Origin of the sequence: Micrococcus sp. TA1 (assembly GCF_014199555.1) — a bacterium.
Lineage (GTDB): Bacteria > Actinomycetota > Actinomycetes > Actinomycetales > Micrococcaceae > Citricoccus.
On record NZ_JACHNW010000001.1, the window covers coordinates 37069 to 53655 of the forward strand.

At 71.5% G+C, this 16587-nt stretch carries 12 protein-coding genes and 1 tRNA gene; 9 read left to right on the forward strand and 4 right to left on the reverse strand.

Going from position 1 to position 16587, the window contains the following annotated elements:
* The 4 genes from GGQ69_RS00140 to GGQ69_RS00155 are packed head-to-tail and all read left to right on the forward strand — an operon-like array spanning window position 1 to window position 3666.
* Window positions 1-837 carry an enoyl-CoA hydratase/isomerase family protein gene (locus GGQ69_RS00140; RefSeq protein ID WP_255459353.1) on the forward strand — a complete coding sequence of 279 codons (837 nt, stop codon included), beginning with the start codon at window positions 1-3 and terminating at the stop codon, window positions 835-837.
* Window positions 838-883: 46 nt separating this feature from the next.
* Window positions 884-1792 carry a 3-hydroxyacyl-CoA dehydrogenase family protein gene (locus GGQ69_RS00145; protein ID WP_183523277.1) on the forward strand — a complete coding sequence of 303 codons (909 nt, stop codon included), beginning with the start codon at window positions 884-886 and terminating at the stop codon, window positions 1790-1792.
* A 4-nt stretch (window positions 1793-1796) separates the two neighbouring features.
* A complete protein-coding gene (locus tag GGQ69_RS00150) occupies window positions 1797-3068 on the forward strand; it encodes an acyl-CoA dehydrogenase family protein (RefSeq protein WP_183523279.1) in 1272 nt (423 codons plus the stop codon).
* A gap of 43 nt (window positions 3069-3111) precedes the next feature.
* Window positions 3112-3666, forward strand: coding sequence for a histidine phosphatase family protein (locus tag GGQ69_RS00155; protein ID WP_183523281.1), 555 nt, complete (start codon window positions 3112-3114; stop codon window positions 3664-3666).
* A gap of 121 nt (window positions 3667-3787) precedes the next feature.
* Here the strand turns inward: GGQ69_RS00155 and GGQ69_RS00160 are convergent.
* Window positions 3788-3864 (reverse strand) — tRNA-Arg (locus tag GGQ69_RS00160).
* 300 nt (window positions 3865-4164) lie between these two features.
* Here GGQ69_RS00160 and GGQ69_RS00165 point away from each other — a divergent pair.
* On the forward strand, window positions 4165-6006 hold the full coding sequence (locus GGQ69_RS00165) for a phosphoenolpyruvate carboxykinase (GTP) (RefSeq protein WP_183523283.1): 1842 nt from the start codon (window positions 4165-4167) through the stop codon (window positions 6004-6006).
* A 139-nt stretch (window positions 6007-6145) separates the two neighbouring features.
* Here GGQ69_RS00165 and GGQ69_RS00170 read toward each other — a convergent pair whose 3' ends face one another.
* Window positions 6146-7327, reverse strand: a complete 1182-nt coding sequence (locus GGQ69_RS00170) for a globin domain-containing protein (RefSeq protein ID WP_183523285.1) — start codon at window positions 7325-7327, stop codon at window positions 6146-6148.
* Between the two features lie 262 nt (window positions 7328-7589).
* Window positions 7590-8036, reverse strand: coding sequence for an Rrf2 family transcriptional regulator (locus tag GGQ69_RS00175; RefSeq protein WP_183523287.1), 447 nt, complete (start codon window positions 8034-8036; stop codon window positions 7590-7592).
* A gap of 129 nt (window positions 8037-8165) precedes the next feature.
* Here GGQ69_RS00175 and GGQ69_RS00180 point away from each other — a divergent pair, with 129 nt between their 5' ends.
* Window positions 8166-10376, forward strand: coding sequence for a RecQ family ATP-dependent DNA helicase (locus GGQ69_RS00180; RefSeq protein ID WP_255459357.1), 2211 nt, complete (start codon window positions 8166-8168; stop codon window positions 10374-10376).
* A gap of 144 nt (window positions 10377-10520) precedes the next feature.
* Here the strand turns inward: GGQ69_RS00180 and manB are convergent, their stop codons facing one another.
* Window positions 10521-12038, reverse strand: a complete 1518-nt coding sequence (gene manB, locus GGQ69_RS00185) for a phosphomannomutase/phosphoglucomutase (RefSeq protein ID WP_183528086.1) — start codon at window positions 12036-12038, stop codon at window positions 10521-10523.
* Window positions 12039-12161: 123 nt separating this feature from the next.
* Here manB and GGQ69_RS00190 point away from each other — a divergent pair, with 123 nt between their 5' ends.
* The 3 genes from GGQ69_RS00190 to GGQ69_RS00200 all read left to right on the forward strand — a co-directional run bounded on the left by GGQ69_RS00190 (window position 12162) and on the right by GGQ69_RS00200 (window position 16574).
* Window positions 12162-13373 (forward strand): MFS transporter, encoded by a 1212-nt coding sequence (locus GGQ69_RS00190; RefSeq protein WP_370577027.1) that lies wholly within the window; start codon window positions 12162-12164, stop codon window positions 13371-13373.
* 203 nt (window positions 13374-13576) lie between these two features.
* Window positions 13577-14722, forward strand: a complete 1146-nt coding sequence (locus tag GGQ69_RS00195; RefSeq protein ID WP_221243321.1) for a DUF1611 domain-containing protein — start codon at window positions 13577-13579, stop codon at window positions 14720-14722.
* A 7-nt stretch (window positions 14723-14729) separates the two neighbouring features.
* A complete protein-coding gene (locus GGQ69_RS00200) occupies window positions 14730-16574 on the forward strand; it encodes an ABC transporter ATP-binding protein (RefSeq protein WP_183523289.1) in 1845 nt (614 codons plus the stop codon).
* Window positions 16575-16587: the final 13 nt, after the last annotated feature.

A 16587-nucleotide genomic window follows, 5' to 3' on the forward strand; every position in this document is an offset into this window, starting at 1 on the left:
ATGACCCACCAGCAGACCCAACCGCAGGCCGACATCGCGGTCTCGTCGGAGAGCCTCCCGGAGGCCTTCGAGACGATCCTGGCCGAGGTGAGCGGGGCCGTCGGGACCATCACCATCAACCGCCCGGACAAGCGCAACGCGCTGTCCCGGACGGTGCTGGCCGAGATCGGCCGGGTCCTGGACGCCTGGGAGGAGGACGACGACGTCTCCGCGGTCATCTTCACCGGGGCCGGGGAGAAGGCGTTCATCGCGGGCGCGGACATCTCCCAGCTCGCGCACTACGACCTGCCGTACGGCCTGGCGGCCCACATGCAGCGGCTGTACGACCGGATCCAGGACTACCCCAAGCCGACCCTGGCCGCCCTGAACGGCGTCGCGATGGGCGGTGGACTGGAACTGGCGATGAGTTGCGACATCCGGATCGCCGCGGAGCACGCGAGGATGGGCCTGCCGGAGACCACGCTGGGCGTGCTGCCCGGCGCGGGCGGGACCCAGCGCCTGTCCCGGCTGGTGGGCACCGGCCGGGCGGTGGAGATGATCCTGACCAGCCGGATCCTCACCGCCGCCGAGGCCGAGCGCTACGGCCTGGTGACCACGGTCGTCCCGGCCGCCGAGCTGCTCCCGACGGCGGCAGCCACCGTGGGCACCATCCTCACCAAGGGCCCGCTGGCGATCCGGCTGGCCAAGATGGTCATCGGCCAGGGCGCGGAGACCGACCAGAGGACGGGCCTGCTGCTCGAGCGGCTGGCACAGACCCTGCTGTACACGACCGAGGACAAGGCCGAGGGCGCCACCGCCTTCCTCGACAAGCGCACCCCGGAGTTCCGGGGCCGATGACGCGCGCGACCGACACGACATGGACGACCTGAAGGGTGATGCAGCGATGACGACGAACCAGAACGCGGACCAGACCACGACCCCGGCCACGGACGCCGGGGTCCGGCAGATCCTGGTGATCGGGTCCGGGGCGATGGGCCGGCAGATCGGCATGGCGGCCGCCGTCGCCGGGTTCACCACCACCGTCCGGGACGTGGCCGCCGAGGCGGTGTCCGCCGCGGAGCAGGACATGCGCACCTGGCTGGACGGCCGGGTCGCCAAGGGCCGGATGGACCAGGAGACCGCTGACGCGGCCTGGGAGCGGATCACGTTCACCACCGACCTGGAACCGGCCATCACCACCGCCGACCTGGTCATCGAGGCCGCCACCGAGAAGCTCGACGTCAAGCGGTCGGTCTTCGCCGAACTGGACCGCCTGGCCCCGCCCCACGCCATCCTGGCCACGAACTCCTCGACCTACGGCTCCTCCGCGGTGGCCGATGCCACGGGCCGGCCCGAGAAGGTCTGCAACATGCACTTCTTCAACCCGGCCCTGGTCATGAAGGCCGTCGAGGTCGTCCGCCACGCCTCGACGTCCGACGAGACCGTCGCGACCGTCGAGGCCGTGGCCCGGGCCATGGGCAAGGTCCCGGTGCTGCTCACCAAGGAGGTGCCCGGTTTCGTGGCCAACCGGCTGATGGGCGCGGTCCGCAACGAGGCACTGGACCTGTACTCCCAGGGGGTCGCCTCGGTGGAGGACATCGACGAGGCCGCCAAGAACGCGCTGGGCCACCCGATGGGTCCCTTCGAGCTGATGGACCTGGTGGGCCTGGACGTCACCTACCTCATCCGCCAGGCCACCTACGAGCTCACCGGGGACGAGGCCGAGAAGCCGCACCCGCTGCTGGAGCAGAAGTACCGGGCCGGTGAGTTCGGCCGCAAGACCGGGAAGGGCTGGTACAGCTATGGACACTGAGGCGATGCCGCAGGCCACGGGCCCCCACTCCGTGGACTGGGCGCAGGACACCGCGGGATACCTGGACTCCCTGCGCTCCGGGCTCACCACGGCCCGGGACACGGACTACCTGCTGCTCGAGCAGGACCTGCCCGAGGACGCACGGCGGGCCCGGGCCTCCGTGCGGGCCTTCGTGGACCGGGACGTGCTCCCGGTCATCAACGGCTACTGGGAACGGGCCGAGTTCCCCTACGAACTGCTGGAACCGCTGGCCGCCACGGGCGTGGTCGGAGGGGCCATCACCGGGCACGGCGCGCCGGGGCTCTCGCGGCTGGCCGCCGGACTGGCCACGGTGGAGCTGTCCCGCGGGGACGGGTCGATGAACACGTTCCTGGGCGTCCAGGCCAACCTGTCCATGGGCACGATCAACATGCTCGGCTCCGAGGAGCAGAAACGGCGCTGGCTGCCGGACATGGCGGCCCTGCGCAGGATCGGGGCCTTCGCGCTGACCGAACCCCGGCACGGCTCGGATTCCGTGAACCTGGACACCACCGCCCGCCGCGAGGGCGACACCTGGGTCATCAACGGCGCCAAGCGGTGGATCGGCAACGGCTCCATGGCCCACCTGGTCATCATCTTCGCCCGCGACGAGGCCGACGGGCAGGTCAAGGCCTTCGTGATGGAACGCGAGGACCCCCGCGATCCGGAGGACCGCCCGGAGGGCTTCGACTACCAGGTCATCGAGGGAAAGGTCGGCAAGCGGGCGATCCTGCAGGCCAACCTGTCCTTCCGGGACCTGCGGATCCCCGAGCAGAACCGGCTGCCGGGGGCCCAGGGCTTCCGGGACGTGTCCCGGGTCCTGGCGACCACCCGCGGTGGTGCGTCCTGGGAGGCGCTGGGGCATGCCCTGGCCTGTTTCGAGGCGGCCGTGACCTACGCCGAGGTCCGCGAGCAGTTCGGCCGCCCGGTCGGGTCCAACCAGCTCGTGCAGAACACGCTGGCACAGATGCTCACCGAGCTCACGGCCATCCAGTTGCTGTGCTTCCGGATGGCCCACCTGCAGGAGACCGGCCAGTGGACCGGGTCGATGGCCTCGATCGCGAAGATGCACACCGCCCACAAGGCCCGCTGGATCGCCCAGCAGGCCCGGGACCTGCTGGCCGGCAACGGGCTGCTGCTCGACTTCCACGTGGCGCGGCACCTGACGGACATGGAGGTCGTGCACACCTACGAGGGCACCGAGTTCATCCAGTCGTTGCTGATCGGACGGAAGATCACCGGGCAGAACGCCCTGTGACCCCGGCCGGCCCTGTGGTCAGGGCGACCACTACGCTGGGACCATGCCCTCCGACGTCGTGAACCCCGCCTCCCGGAACCGCACCGGGGAGAAGACCCTGGTGATCCTCCGCCACGCCAAGTCCGACTGGCCCAAGGGCGTGCCGGACCACGAGCGGCCCCTGGGCGGGCGGGGCACCCGGGAGGCGCCGCTGGCCGGGAGATGGCTGGTGGAGCACGGGATCTATCCGGACATGATCCTGTGCTCGGACGCCGTGCGCACCCGGCAGACCTGCACCTGGGTCTGCAGCGAACTGGGCGAGAAGGCGCCGACGCCCTACCTGGACTCCCGTCTCTACGACACCGATGACACCGGCGCCCTCTCCGTGATCAACGAGACCGAGGAACAGGTGCGGACCCTGATGGTGGTCGGCCACCTGCCGTGGGTCCAGGACCTCGGGATGCGGCTGTCCTCCATCGACTCCGACGAGGATGCGGTGGTCACCATGGCCGAGCGGCTGCCCACGCTGGGCCTGCAGGTGTTCGCCGTGCCGGGGGAGTGGGCCACCCTGGACGGCCGCGACGCGCGGATGACGCACTTCGTCGTGCCGCGCCCCTGACGCGTCGGCCCCCGCGGGGCGGCCTCGGGTCCTCGCGGACTGGCGGGGGAGCGCGTCCGGGAGGTCCGGGATGCAGAAGAGGCCGGACCCGTGGGGTCCGGCCTCTTCTGTCATCTTTACTTGGTGCGCCCTAAGGGATTCGAACCCCTGACCTTCTGTTCCGTAGACAGACGCTCTATCCAGCTGAGCTAAGGGCGCATCGCCGCGAACGGCCTTGAAGAACTATAGCGATTCACCTGCCGTTCGCCAAATCGGCCTCGATCGGGGTCCTGACGGGCTCCGCGGGCCGGCCTCCCGGCCGATCGTTCCGGGCGTGCGGGAAGGGGGTGCGGTGCCGGGACCGGGTGTCCGAAAGGTGACGTCACCGGAACGGGCGTGTGATCTGCGTGGGTAGAATGAGGCACCGGAGACGGTGTACGCACAACGGAGTGCCGGCCACTGACGGCCCGTTCCGGAGGCGACCCCAAAGGCAGCCGCTACCCAATGGAGGGAACCCCCATGGCAGACAACTCCTCACTCACCTTCGCAGATCGAGCCGTGGCGGAGGCCCCGACCTCGTACGGGAAGCTGCTCGACTGGGTGAAGGAGGTCGCCGCCCTGACGGAGCCGGACTCCGTGTACTGGGTGGACGGTTCGCAGGAGGAGTATGACCGCCTGGCCGCCGGACTGGTCGAGGCCGGCACCTTCGTGAAGCTCGCCGAGGACAAGTTCCCGAACTCCTACGCCGCCTTCTCCGACCCGGCCGACGTCGCCCGCGTGGAGGACCGCACGTTCATCTGCTCCGAGAAGGAGGAGGACGCCGGCTTCACCAACAACTGGATGGAGCCCGGCGAGATGAAGGGCATCCTCCAGGACGCCTTCGCCGGTTCCATGCACGGGCGCACCATGTACGTGATCCCCTTCGTGATGGGTCACCTGGACGCCGAGGACCCGAAGTTCGGCGTGGAGATCACCGACTCCGCCTACGTGGTCAACTCGATGCGCATCATGGCCCGCATCGGCACCGACGTGCTGCGCAAGATGGAGGAGACCGAGGCGTTCTTCGTCCCGGCCCTGCACTCCGTCGGCGCCCCCCTGGAGGACGGCGAGGAGGACGTCGCCTGGCCGTGCAACGAGACCAAGTGGATCGTGCACTTCCCCGAGGAGCGCTCCATCTGGTCCTACGGTTCCGGTTACGGTGGCAACGCCCTGCTGGGCAAGAAGTGCTACGCGCTGCGCATCGCCTCGGTCATGGCCCGGGACGAGGGCTGGCTCGCCGAGCACATGCTGATCCTGCGGCTGACCAACCCGGAGGGCAAGTCCTACACCATCTCGGGCGCCTTCCCCTCGGCCTGCGGAAAGACCAACCTCGCGCTGATCGACCCGACCATCGAGGGCTGGAAGGCCGAGACCCTGGGTGACGACATCACCTGGATCCGCCCCGGCCACGACGGCGAGTTCCGCGTGGTGAACCCGGAGACCGGGTACTTCGGCGTGGCCCCGGGTACCGGCTGGTCGACCAACCCGAACGCCATGCGCGCGATCGCCAAGGGCAACTCGATCTTCACCAACGTCGCCCTCACCGACGACGGCGGCGTGTGGTGGGAGGGCATGACCGACGAGGTCCCGGCGCACCTGACCGACTGGCGGGGCAACGACTGGACGCCCGAGTCCGGGACCCCGGCGGCCCACCCCAACTCCCGGTTCTGCACGCCGATCGAGCAGACGGACATGCTGGCCCCGGAGTACAACGAGCCGAACGGCGTGAAGCTGGACGCCATCCTCTTCGGCGGCCGCCGCAAGACCACCATTCCGCTGGTCACCGAGTCCTTCGACTGGGAGGACGGCATCTTCAAGGGCGCCACCCTGTCCTCGGAGACCACGGCCGCCGCGGCCGGCGCGGTGGGCGTCGTCCGCCGCGACCCGATGGCCATGCTGCCGTTCATGGGCTACGACGCCGGTGACTACCTGGAGCACTGGGTCCGCGAGTCGGGCAAGGTCGCCCAGGACAAGCTGCCGAAGATCTACCTGGTCAACTGGTTCCGCCGTAACCGCGAGGGCGGCTTCGCGTGGCCCGGTTTCGGCGAGAACTCCCGGGTGCTGAAGTGGATCGTCGAGCGCCTCGAGGGCACGGCCGACGCCACGGAGACCCCGATCGGCCGCACCCCGACCCCGGAGTCCCTGGACCTGACCGGGCTGGAGATCTCGGCCGACGACCTCGAGGACGCCCTGAAGGTGGACACCGAGGAGTGGACGGCCGAGGTGGCCTCCATCGAGGAGTGGTTCGCGCGGTTCGGCTCCTCCCTCCCGGCCTCGATCGGCGGCCAGCTGGACGGACTGAAGCAGCGCCTGGGCGCCTGAGGCGCCACGAGCCCCTCGGCCGCGTCCGGGGGCAGGAGATACGAACGGGCCGGGCCCGGTGGGTGACCACCGGGCCCGGCCCGTTCTCGTCAGGTGGGCGCGGGCCGGCGTCGTGGGGTACGACGCCGGCCCGGCCGGCTCAGGCGGCCAGCCAGAGGTCCGGTCCGAACACCTCGTAGTGGATGTCCGTGGCCGGGATGCCCGCGGCGATCGCCTGGGAGCGCACGGCCTTCATGAAGGGCAGCGGCCCGCAGAGGTAGACCTTGGCGTCGGCCGGGAGGTCGACGGCGGCCAGGTCCATGAATCCCGGGCGCGGGGCCAGCTCGGCGCTGGCGTCCGTGGTGTCCTCGAGCCACAGGGCGAAGTCGGCGTTCGGCAGGGCGGTCAGGCTCTCCCGCATCTGCTCCTTGAGGGCCCAGTCGCCCTCGGTGCGCTCGGCGTGCAGGACCAGGACCTGCCGCTCGGAGGCCTCCGCGGCGAGGGTCTGCAGGACCGAGGCGCTGGGGGTGCAGCCGATGCCGGCGGTGGCCAGCACGAGGGGGGCGTCCGAGGTGTCGAGCTCGATGTCCCCGTAGGGGTTGGACAGTTCGACGACGTCACCCACCTGCACGCCATGGTGCAGGAACGGGGAGACCTCCCCGCCCTCGTCCAGCTTCGTGGTGAACACGCGGGTGGTGGTCGAGGCGGCGTCCTCGGACAGGGAGTACTGGCGGCACTGGCGCAGGCCGTCGGCCAGGCGTACGCGCACGGAGACGTACTGGCCCGGGCGGGCGACCGTGGCCGGGGTCGCGTCCGCGGGCTCCAGGCGGAAGGTGACGCTGCCGCGGCCCGCGGGTTCCTTGGCGGCCACGCGCCACGGGGACCAGGCCTGGTCGTTCGCCTGCTGGGCGTACAGGCCCTTCTCGATCTTGATCAGGGCGTCGGCCATCAGCCAGTACACCTCGGTCCAGGCCGCGGCCACCTCCTCGGTGACGGCCTCGCCCAGCACGTCCACGATGGCCGCGAACAGGTGCTCATAGACGATGGGGTACTGCTCCTCGACGATGCCCAGGGAGGTGTGCTTGTGGGCGATGCGGATCAGCACCTTCTCGGGCAGGGTGTCCGGGTGCTCGATGAGGTGGGAGGCGAAGGAGGCGATGGAGCCGGCCAGTGCCTTCTGCTGGGTGCCGTTGCGCTGGTTGGCGCGGCTGAAGATGCCGTCGAGCAGCTCGGGGCGAGCGGCGAACATGCGGGCGTAGAACTTCGGGGTGATCTCGTCCAGGTGGGCTGCCACCACGGGAAGCGTGGCCTCGATGACGGGGCGGGCGGTGTCCGAGAGCATGTCGACTCCTTCGTCGGTGAAACTTGCTTGGCGTATGCAAGATTGACACTCCGATTTCTACACCTCGTAGAAGTTCACGTCAAAACGAGCGCGTCACACCGTCCACAGGACGTCACTGAACGCCCCCTGGGGGAGTCCGGAGGAGTCCCGGGAGTCCGGGGGTGGCCAGGGCGCGCTGGTGGAGGGGTGCCGAAAGTGGCGGAGGCGCTGGCGATGGCCGGCGTTGGTGCGGCCGTGTTTCCCGGGGCGCGGGGGAGGCTGGTCAGCGGACCGCCGGCGTCGGCAGCCGAACGGGCTCGGGAGGGCCGGTCAGCTGGGCGACCGTGGTCCCGTCCAACTCCGCATAGAAGGCCTCCCGCGCCCGGGCCAGCGCGGACCGCAGCCTGCAGCCGTCCAGCAGCGGGCAGGCCCGCCCGCCGTCGGTGACGGCACCGGTGCAGTCCACGATGTCCGGCTGGGTGTCGAGGTCGCGCAACAGGCCGCCCACGGACAGCCCGAGGCCGACCGGGGTGATGCGGGCCCCGCCATGGCGCCCGCGTGACACCTCGAGGGCGCCGCGGTTCTTGAGCTCCAGTACCGCCTTGCTGACGTGGTTGTAGGGGATCCCGACGGACTCGGCGATCTCCCGGCCCGTCATCTGCCGGTCCGGCTGGGCGCCCAGGAGCATGAGGGTGCGCAGGCAGACGTCGCCGAACGCGTTGAGCTTCACCCCTCCATTGTCCCAGATCCAGGACCACGGGGGACCCGAGGTACTGCACAACCCGCCGGGCGAGGCCCCGACTCCACGGTGCTGCGGTATGCCGGTTAGCGTGTCCCTGCCGGCTGGAATACTGGGCCCATGGTGGACGAAGAGTACGGCCAGGCAGACACCGACCTGCTGACGGGGGGTGGTGCCGAGCGCCCGGACGGCCTGAAGGACGAGGCTCTCGAGATCCTGCGCCGGCTCGTGGGCCACCCCGACGCGCAATTCCACGAGGGGCAGTACGAGGCGATCGAGGCGCTGGTCGCCCGACGTCGCCGCGCCCTCGTGGTGCAACGCACCGGCTGGGGGAAGTCCGCGGTCTACTTCGTGGCCTCCCTGCTCCTGCGGGCCCGGGGCGCCGGACCGACCCTCATCGTCTCCCCGCTCCTGGCCCTGATGCGGGACCAGGTCGTCGCCGCCGCCCGGGCGGGGGTGCGGGCGGAGGCCATCAACTCGGCCAACGCCACCGAGTGGGACCTGGTCCAGCAACGCCTCGCCGAGGACTCCGTGGACGTCCTGCTGGTGTCCCCGGAACGGTTGAACAACCCCCACTTCCGGGACGTGCAATTGCCGGACCTCATCCGCCGCACCGGGATGCTCGTGGTGGACGAGGCACACTGCATCTCGGACTGGGGTCATGACTTCCGTCCGGACTACCGGCGGATCCGTGACCTCATCGCCCAGCTGCCGGGCTCCGGTGAGCGCCGTGTCCCCGTCCTGGCCACCACCGCCACGGCCAATGCCCGGGTCGTCCAGGACGTCGCGGAACAGCTCGGCGTCGCCGGTACCGAGGAGGTCTTCGTCCTGAGGGGCCCGCTCGCCCGGTCGTCGTTGCGGATGGGCGTGCTGAGGATGCCCAGCCCTGCCAGCCGGCTGGCGTGGCTGCTCACCCACCTGGGGGATTTCCCCGGTTCGGGGATCGTCTACGCGCTGACCGTGTCCGCGGCGGAGGACACCGCCCGGGCCCTGCGGGAGGCCGGGCACGAGGTGGCCGCGTACACCGGCCGGACGGATCCGGAACAACGCGCAGAACTGGAACAGGGGCTGAAGGAGAACCGGGTCAAGGCCCTCGTGGCCACCTCAGCGCTCGGCATGGGGTTCGACAAGCCGGACCTCGGGTTCGTCATCCACCTGGGAGCACCCAGCTCCCCGGTCGCGTACTACCAGCAGGTCGGCCGCGCTGGCCGTGCCACGGACCACGCGGACGTGCTCCTGCTGCCGGGCACCGAGGACCGGGACATCTGGCGGTACTTCGCCACCACGTCCATGCCGGACGAACACCGGGCCCGGTCGGTGCTGAACGAGCTGGAGGCGGCGGGCCGGCCGCTGTCCGTGCCCGCCCTGGAGACCCGCGTGGACGTCAAGCGCACCCCGCTGGAACTGCTGCTGAAGGTGCTGGCCGTGGACGGGGCGGTCGAGCGGACCCAGGGCGGGTGGCAGCGCACCCGCCAGGCGTGGACCTATGACGGGGAGCGGTACGGCCGGGTCGCGCAGGCCAGGGTGCACGAGGAGAACCTCATGCTGGACTACGAGAACACCACCGGTTGCCGGATGGAGTTCCTCTCCCGCGTGCTCGACGACCCCGAGGCCACCCCGTGCGGCCGGTGTGACAACTGCGCCGGCCCCTGGTATCCCACCGCGGTGGCGGAGACGGCCCGGGACAGCGCCTCGCGGGCCATGGGCCGCGTCGGCGTGCCCATCGAGCCACGCCGGACGTGGCCGAGCGGGATGGACCGGCTCGGCGTCCCCCTGAAGGGTCGCATCCCCGAGGCACTGCAGAACGGCGAGGGCCGGGCCGTGGCCCGCCTGACCGACCTGGGCTGGGGAGGCAGGCTGCGGGCCCTCTTCGCCGCCACCCGGGACGGTGTGGTCGATGCGCCCATCGACGAGGACCTGCTGCAGGCGGCCGTCAAGGTCCTGACGGCCTGGGAGTGGGAGCAGCGTCCGATCGCCGTGGTCTCGGTTCCGTCGACGTCACGGAACCAGCTGGTCACCTCGTTCGCCGAGGGGATCGCACGGATCGGGCGGTTGCCCTACCTGGGCCACCTGGAGTTCGCCAGTGACGTCCCGCGCAGCGAGTCCGGCGGGAACAGCGCGTTCCGCCTGGCCTCGGTCTGGCAGCGGTACACGGTGCCCGGCCCGATGCGGGACCAGCTCGCCTCCGCCGAGGAGGCGGGTCGGCACGGACCGGTCCTGCTGGTGGATGACCGCGCGGACAGCCGCTGGACGCTGACCGAGGCCGGCCGGGTGCTGCGCGAGGCCGGCGCCCAGGGCGTGCTGCCCCTCGTCCTGGCCCTCGCGGGCTAGGAGGGGCAGGAGGGCATCCGCGGGCACCCGCCACGCGCCAAAGGGACGTCCTGGCGGTGGCGTCCTGGCGGGGCGTCCCTGCGGGGCATCCCTCGGTGGCGTCCTCGGGAGAGGGGACTCAGGAACGGGGCCCGGGAACGGGGCTCAGGAACCCTGTCGGACCAGGGCCAGCACGGCGTCACGGACGCGTTCCATGGTCGAGGTGTCCCGGGCCTCCCCGTTGTAGCGCAGGAACGGCTCCGTGTTGGACGGGCGGAGGTTGAACCACCAGGCGCCGTCCACGGCCGCGACCGTCGTGCCGTCCATCCGGTCCACGCTCACCCGCGTGCCGGCCAGGCCCGATCCCCGCAGGTGGTCGTCGTCCGCCACGGTGTCCTGCCCGGAGGAGGCGGTGTCCCCGGCCAGCGTGGGGGCGAAGACCTCGAGCACGCGCGCCACCGCTCCGGCCTTGTCCTCGACCTCGGAGTTGAGCTCACCGGAGGCGGAGTACGGGTCGTACTCGGCGGCCAGCTCCGACAGCGGCCCCTCCTGGGCCCCGAGGGCCGCCAGGACGTGCATGGCGGCCAGCATCCCGGTGTCGGCGTTGAAGAAGTCCCGGAAGTAGTAGTGCGCGGAGTGCTCGCCACCGAACACGGCGCTCTCCTCGGCCATGACCGCCTTGATGAAGGAGTGTCCCACGCGGGTCCGCACGGCGCGGCCGCCCTCGGCGGCCACCAGTTCCGGCACGGCGTGGGAGGTGATCAGGTTGTGGATGATGACCGGTTCGGCCTCGGGGGCGTGCACGGTGCCGTTCACGGTGTCACCGGCCCTGGCCCGGGCGATCTCCCGGCGCGCCACCAGGCCGGTCACGGCGGACGGGGACACCGGGGCGCCCTGCTCGTCGATCACGAAGCAACGGTCCGCGTCGCCGTCGAAGGCCAGGCCCAGGTCCGCCCCGTGTTCCGTGACGGCCCGCTGCAGGTCCCGCAGGTTCTCCGGCTCCAGCGGGTTGGCCGGGTGGTTCGGGAACGTGCCGTCCAGCTCGAAGTACAGCGGCACGATCTCCAGCGGCAACGCCTCCAGGACGGCGTCACCGAGCACGGCGGGCGTCGTCTTGCCGGCCATGCCGTTGCCGGCGTCCACGACCACCTTCAGCGGGCGGATGCCGGACAGGTCGACCAGGGACCGCAGGTAGGAGGCGTAACCCGAGAGCATGTCCTGTTCCGTGACCGCCCCGGTGCGTTCACCAGCAGGCACGTCACCGGCGTCCAGGTACCCCTGGGCGACGTCGCGGATCTGGAACAGGCCCGTGTCCGAGGACACCGGGACGGCTCCGGCCTTGGCCATCTTCATGCCGTTGTACTCGGCGGGGTTGTGGGAAGCGGTGAACACCACGCCCGCCGCCTGCTCCACGCCGCAGGCGTAGTAGAGCATGTCCGTGGAGACCAGGCCCAGCATGACCACGTCGGCGCCGCGTGCCGTCGCCCCCTCGGCGAAGGCACGGGCGAACTCCGGGGAGGAGGGGCGCATGTCCCCACCCACCAGGACGCGGTCCCCGGCCAGCCCCAGCACGTCCACGAACGCGGCACCCACCGCGCGCACCGAGGCGGCGGTGATCGTCTCGCCGACGATGCCCCGGACGTCGTAGGCCTTGAAGGACTGGCTGAGGTCAACTGAAGTCATCACGACATGCCATCCTAGGCCAGTCCCCGGTCCGGATCCGCGTGTCCGCGCCGTGCCCGTGCCGGCGTCCTGTGCCACGCCACCGGACAGAGGGGCCTGCGCCGAGGGTCTAGAGTCGCCACCGTGAACGGTTCAGGCAGTGCTGCGTGGTCCGGCCACGTGCCGGGCGCCGGAGGCTACCGGCGGCTGCTGCTGGGACTGTTCCTGGCCGGCGTCGCGACCTTCGCCCAGCTCTACTCGCCGCAGGCCATGCTGCCGCTGATCAGCTCCGACCTGGCCGTCTCCGCCCAGGACGCCGCCCTGATGGTGTCCCTGGCCACCCTGGGGCTGGCGGTCAGCGTGATCCCCTGGTCCTATGCTGGGGACCGCTTCGGCCGCAAGCGCACCATGGGCTGCGCGGTCCTGGCGGCCTGCGCCTTCTCCCTGGTCGCCACCATCGTCCCCGCCTTCGAGGCCGTGCTCGCGCTGCGCTTCCTCGAAGGGCTCGCGCTCGGCGGCGTGCCCGCCCTGGCCATCGCGTACCTCAACGAGGAGGTCCACCGGCTCTCCGCCGCGGCCGCCGCCGGGACCTACATCTCGGGGACGACCGTGGGCGGGCTGACCGGGCGGATCGTCGCCGCCCCGCTGGGCGAGCTCGTGGACTGGCGGCTGGGGATGCTGGTGGTGACCCTGCTGTCCGTCGCCTGCGCGGCCGGGTTCCTGGCCCTGGCTCCCGCCGCCCGCCGCTTCACCCCGCACCGCACGACCCTCCGGCGGGCCGTGCGGGCCCTGACGGTCAATCTGCGCTCCCCGGTGCTGCTGGGCATCTACGCCCAGGGCACGTTGCTCATGGGCGGCTTCGTGGCCATGTACAACTATCTGGGCTACCACCTGCTCGAGGAGCCCTTCGGCCTGCCGATCACCCTGGTCTCCCTCGTCTTCCTGGCCTACCTGGCCGGGACCTGGACCTCACCGCTGGCCGGCCGGCTCGCCGCGCGCCACGGCCGCCGGTCAGTGCTGCGGGCGGCCACTGCCGTGATGGTCGCCGGCGTGCTGCTCACCCTGGTGCCCAGCGTGTGGGTCGTGCTCGGGGCCACTGTCCTGTTCACCGGGGCGTTCTTCGCAGCGCACGCGGTCGCCTCCGGCTGGGCCGGGGCCGCGGCCGCGGCCGGACGGGCACAGTCCGCGTCCCTGTACAACCTGGGCTACTACGCCGGTTCCAGCGTGTTCGGCTGGCTGGGCGGGGTGTTCCTGACCGGGCTGGGCTGGCCCGGGACGGTCCTGATGACGGTGGTGCTGGCGCTGCTGGCCCTCGTGCTCGCCTCGGTGTTCCTGCCCCGCGACACCCCGCCGTGAGAAGGCTCACGGCACCCGTTCCGTGACGGTCCTCGATGCGGCATCGCCCCAGTTCAGGGGGATCTGGCGCGGCCGGCACCGAAGATGAGAGCCCTCTCATCCGCCGCTCATGTGCCGTTCATGGCCGGTTGGTTCCATGGGTGACGAGGCCGACGGAACACCCCGGACGGTCACCGACGCACCGCACGTGAGAGGCATCAGCCATGACGATCGAGATGACCAACACCGCCAGCACCCTTCCCCTGGTCGAGACCGCCGGTGCCACCTACCAGCGGCTGGAGCTGCCCGCCCGCATCCAGGCGTCCTACACCACCCGCTTCGTAGCTCGCGCCGTGGAGGCGGACCGGGCCAGGTTCCACCTGGCCGCCGGTCCGACCGTCACGCCGAAGGCCGGCGACGTGGTGGTGGCGCGCGTGACCGAGATCCTCAACCACAAGCGCGTCGAGACCCCCGAGTCCCGCAAGGCCATCCTGTTCCCCGGCGCGCTCATCATGCTGGCCTACGGCCACCGCTACGCGGCCGACCAGTTCCTGGCCCACGTACCTGACTCCCTCGAGCCCTGCCACCTGGTGGCCGCCGGCGGGGTGGCCGGGACGGTCACCGAGCAGCACGTCAGCGTGGACGACCCGACCCGGATCGAGCCACTCGGGTTGCTCGCCGACGACCTCGGCATCGTCAACCTCACCCGGTTCGCGCCCTATGCCCTGAACCCGGTCCCTCCGCTCGGCGCCGCCGCCCCAGAGCTGGCCGGCACCCTGCCCGGCCGGCCCACGGTCATCGGGGTGCTGGGCACCTCCATGAACTCGGGGAAGTCCACGGCCATGGCCACCCTGGTCAACGGCCTGACGAACGCCGGCCTGACGGTCTCGGCCGGCAAGTCCACCGGCACCGGTGCGGGCAACGACCCGATGATCTACCGCGACGGCGGCGCCGCCAGGGTCCTGGACTTCACCGACTTCGGCTACCCGACCACCTTCCGGCTGGACTTCGAGCAGGTCCGTGCGCTGACGGTCAACGTCATCGACGCCCTGTCGGGGACGGACACCGACGTGGTCGTCGTGGAGATCGCCGACGGCGTGTACCAGGGCGAGACCGCCCGGCTGCTGCGGGATCCGCTGTTCCACGCCGTCGTGGACCGCATCGTGTTCGCGGCCGGGGACGCCCTCGGCGCGGTCGCCGGCGTGGGCGAGCTGCAGGCCGCCGGCCTGGACGTCGCGGCGGTGTCCGGCGTGCTGACCTCCTCACCGCTGGCCACTGCAGAGGCCCGCGCGGTCCTGTCCGTTCCGGTCATCGACACCTACGCACTGACCGGGGCCGCCGTCTCCACCGCGCTGCTGCCGCGGCACTGAGCACGCGGTGGAGCACATCACGGCCTCGCGACCGGTCCCTCGAGCGGCCGCCACCCATCCCACGTTGGAGGACATCCTGGATACCCCCGGCACCGCGGGCGACGCTGCGGACCTCGAGGACGAGGGCACCGCCGAGGCGACCGGCACGTCCGAGCGGATGCCCACGATCTGGGCGGGCCGGCGCCGCCACCTGCTGGTGATCCTCGTCCTGCTCGGCGTCTTCCAGGCCGTCATGGCACTGGTGATGGCGTTCAGCGTGGACGCCCTGCTGGGCGCCCCGGCGCAGTACAACGCCGCCCTGAACTCCGGGACCGCGCCGGACGGATCGGCCCTGGACCCGGCCGCTGTCGCCGGCGCGCGGCCCCTCGTCCCCTGGCCGCAGTTGGCCGTCCTGGGCGTGGCCGTGTTCTCCGTCTTCGGTGCACGCTGGGCCGAGCGGGTGGCCGGGGAGGACCTCGGCCAGGACTACGTGTACGAACTGCGCCGCAAGCTCATCGGCACCTCCCTGGCAGGCGCGGGCAACCCCTCCCTCGGGGTGACCATCACCCGGGCCTCCAACGACCTCACCGCGGTGCGCAACTGGGTCTCCCAGGGCATCGTCCCGCTGATGACCTCCCTGCCCCTGGTGGCGGTGGTGCTGGCCGTGCTGTCCCTGGCCGACTGGAGGGTAGGCCTGGCCGTGGGCATGCCGATCGTGCTGTTCGGACTCGCCGTGCCCCCGCTGGCCAGGGCGACCTTCACCCGCGCCCGGTACCTGCGCCGCCGTCGGGGCCGGATGTCGGCCCGGATCGCGGACACGGTACGGGCCGGGGAATCCATCCAGGCCGCCGGCGGGGTGCGTCGCGAACTGAACGCACTGGACCGCGACTCGGGCAAGGTGGTGGGTGCCGCCGTCGCGCGCGCCCGGATCACCGGGCTGGTCCGCGCCTCGGCCATCACGGCGGCCTCCCTCGCCACCGCGACCGTGGTGGTGCTGGGCGCCCTGGGGATCATCGACGCCGCCGGGGTGGCCTCCTCCATGACCCTTGTGGGCGTGATGACCACCCCGCTGGGCGACCTGGGGCGCGTGGTGGAGTACCGGCAGAACTACAAGGCCGCCCGTCGCATCCAGGCCCCGCTGCTCGCCGAGGCCGCGGCCCTGGAGAAGGCGGAGAGGGACCGCGAGCAGCGCTGGAAGGACCGCCCCCGGGACCGGTCCGCCTCCGGTCGCCACGGCCTGAGGATCGGGAACATGGTGGTCCAGGGCCAACGGGTGCCGATGCTCCAGGCCCACGCCGGGGACGTCATCCACGTCCGGTCCGAGGACCCGGGCCGGGTCCACCCGTTCCTGCGCAACCTGCTCGCGGGGCAGAACACGCCTGCCGCTCCGGGGCAACCGGTGCCGGAGCTGGAGATGACCGTGGCCGGCTACGACTACACCCTCGCCCCGGGACGCCAGCGCCGCAGGCTGGTGGGCCACGCCTCCGGGAGGGTGCCGCTGGAGCGCGGCACGGTCTCGCGCGCGATCACCTACCGCAAGCCCTCGGCCACCGACGACGAGGCCGCGCAGGCCCTGGCGCGGGTGGGACTGGACGAGGTGCTGCCGAGCCTGCCGAAGGGCGCCCACACGAGGATCACCAACGGCGGGCACCCGCTCACCGGGTCCCAGATCGCCCGCCTGAAACTGGGCCGGGCGCTGCTGGACGACCCACCCCTGCTCGTGCTGGACGGCATCGACACGGACCTGGACGAGGAGGGCCTGCGGTTGCTGCGCCGCGAGCTGGAGGAGTACCCCGGAGTGGTGCTGTTCACCTCACAGAATCCCGGCAGGGTGGCCCCCGGTCACCGGGTCTGGACGGTCGACGCGCCCTGAGGGGGGCCACCTA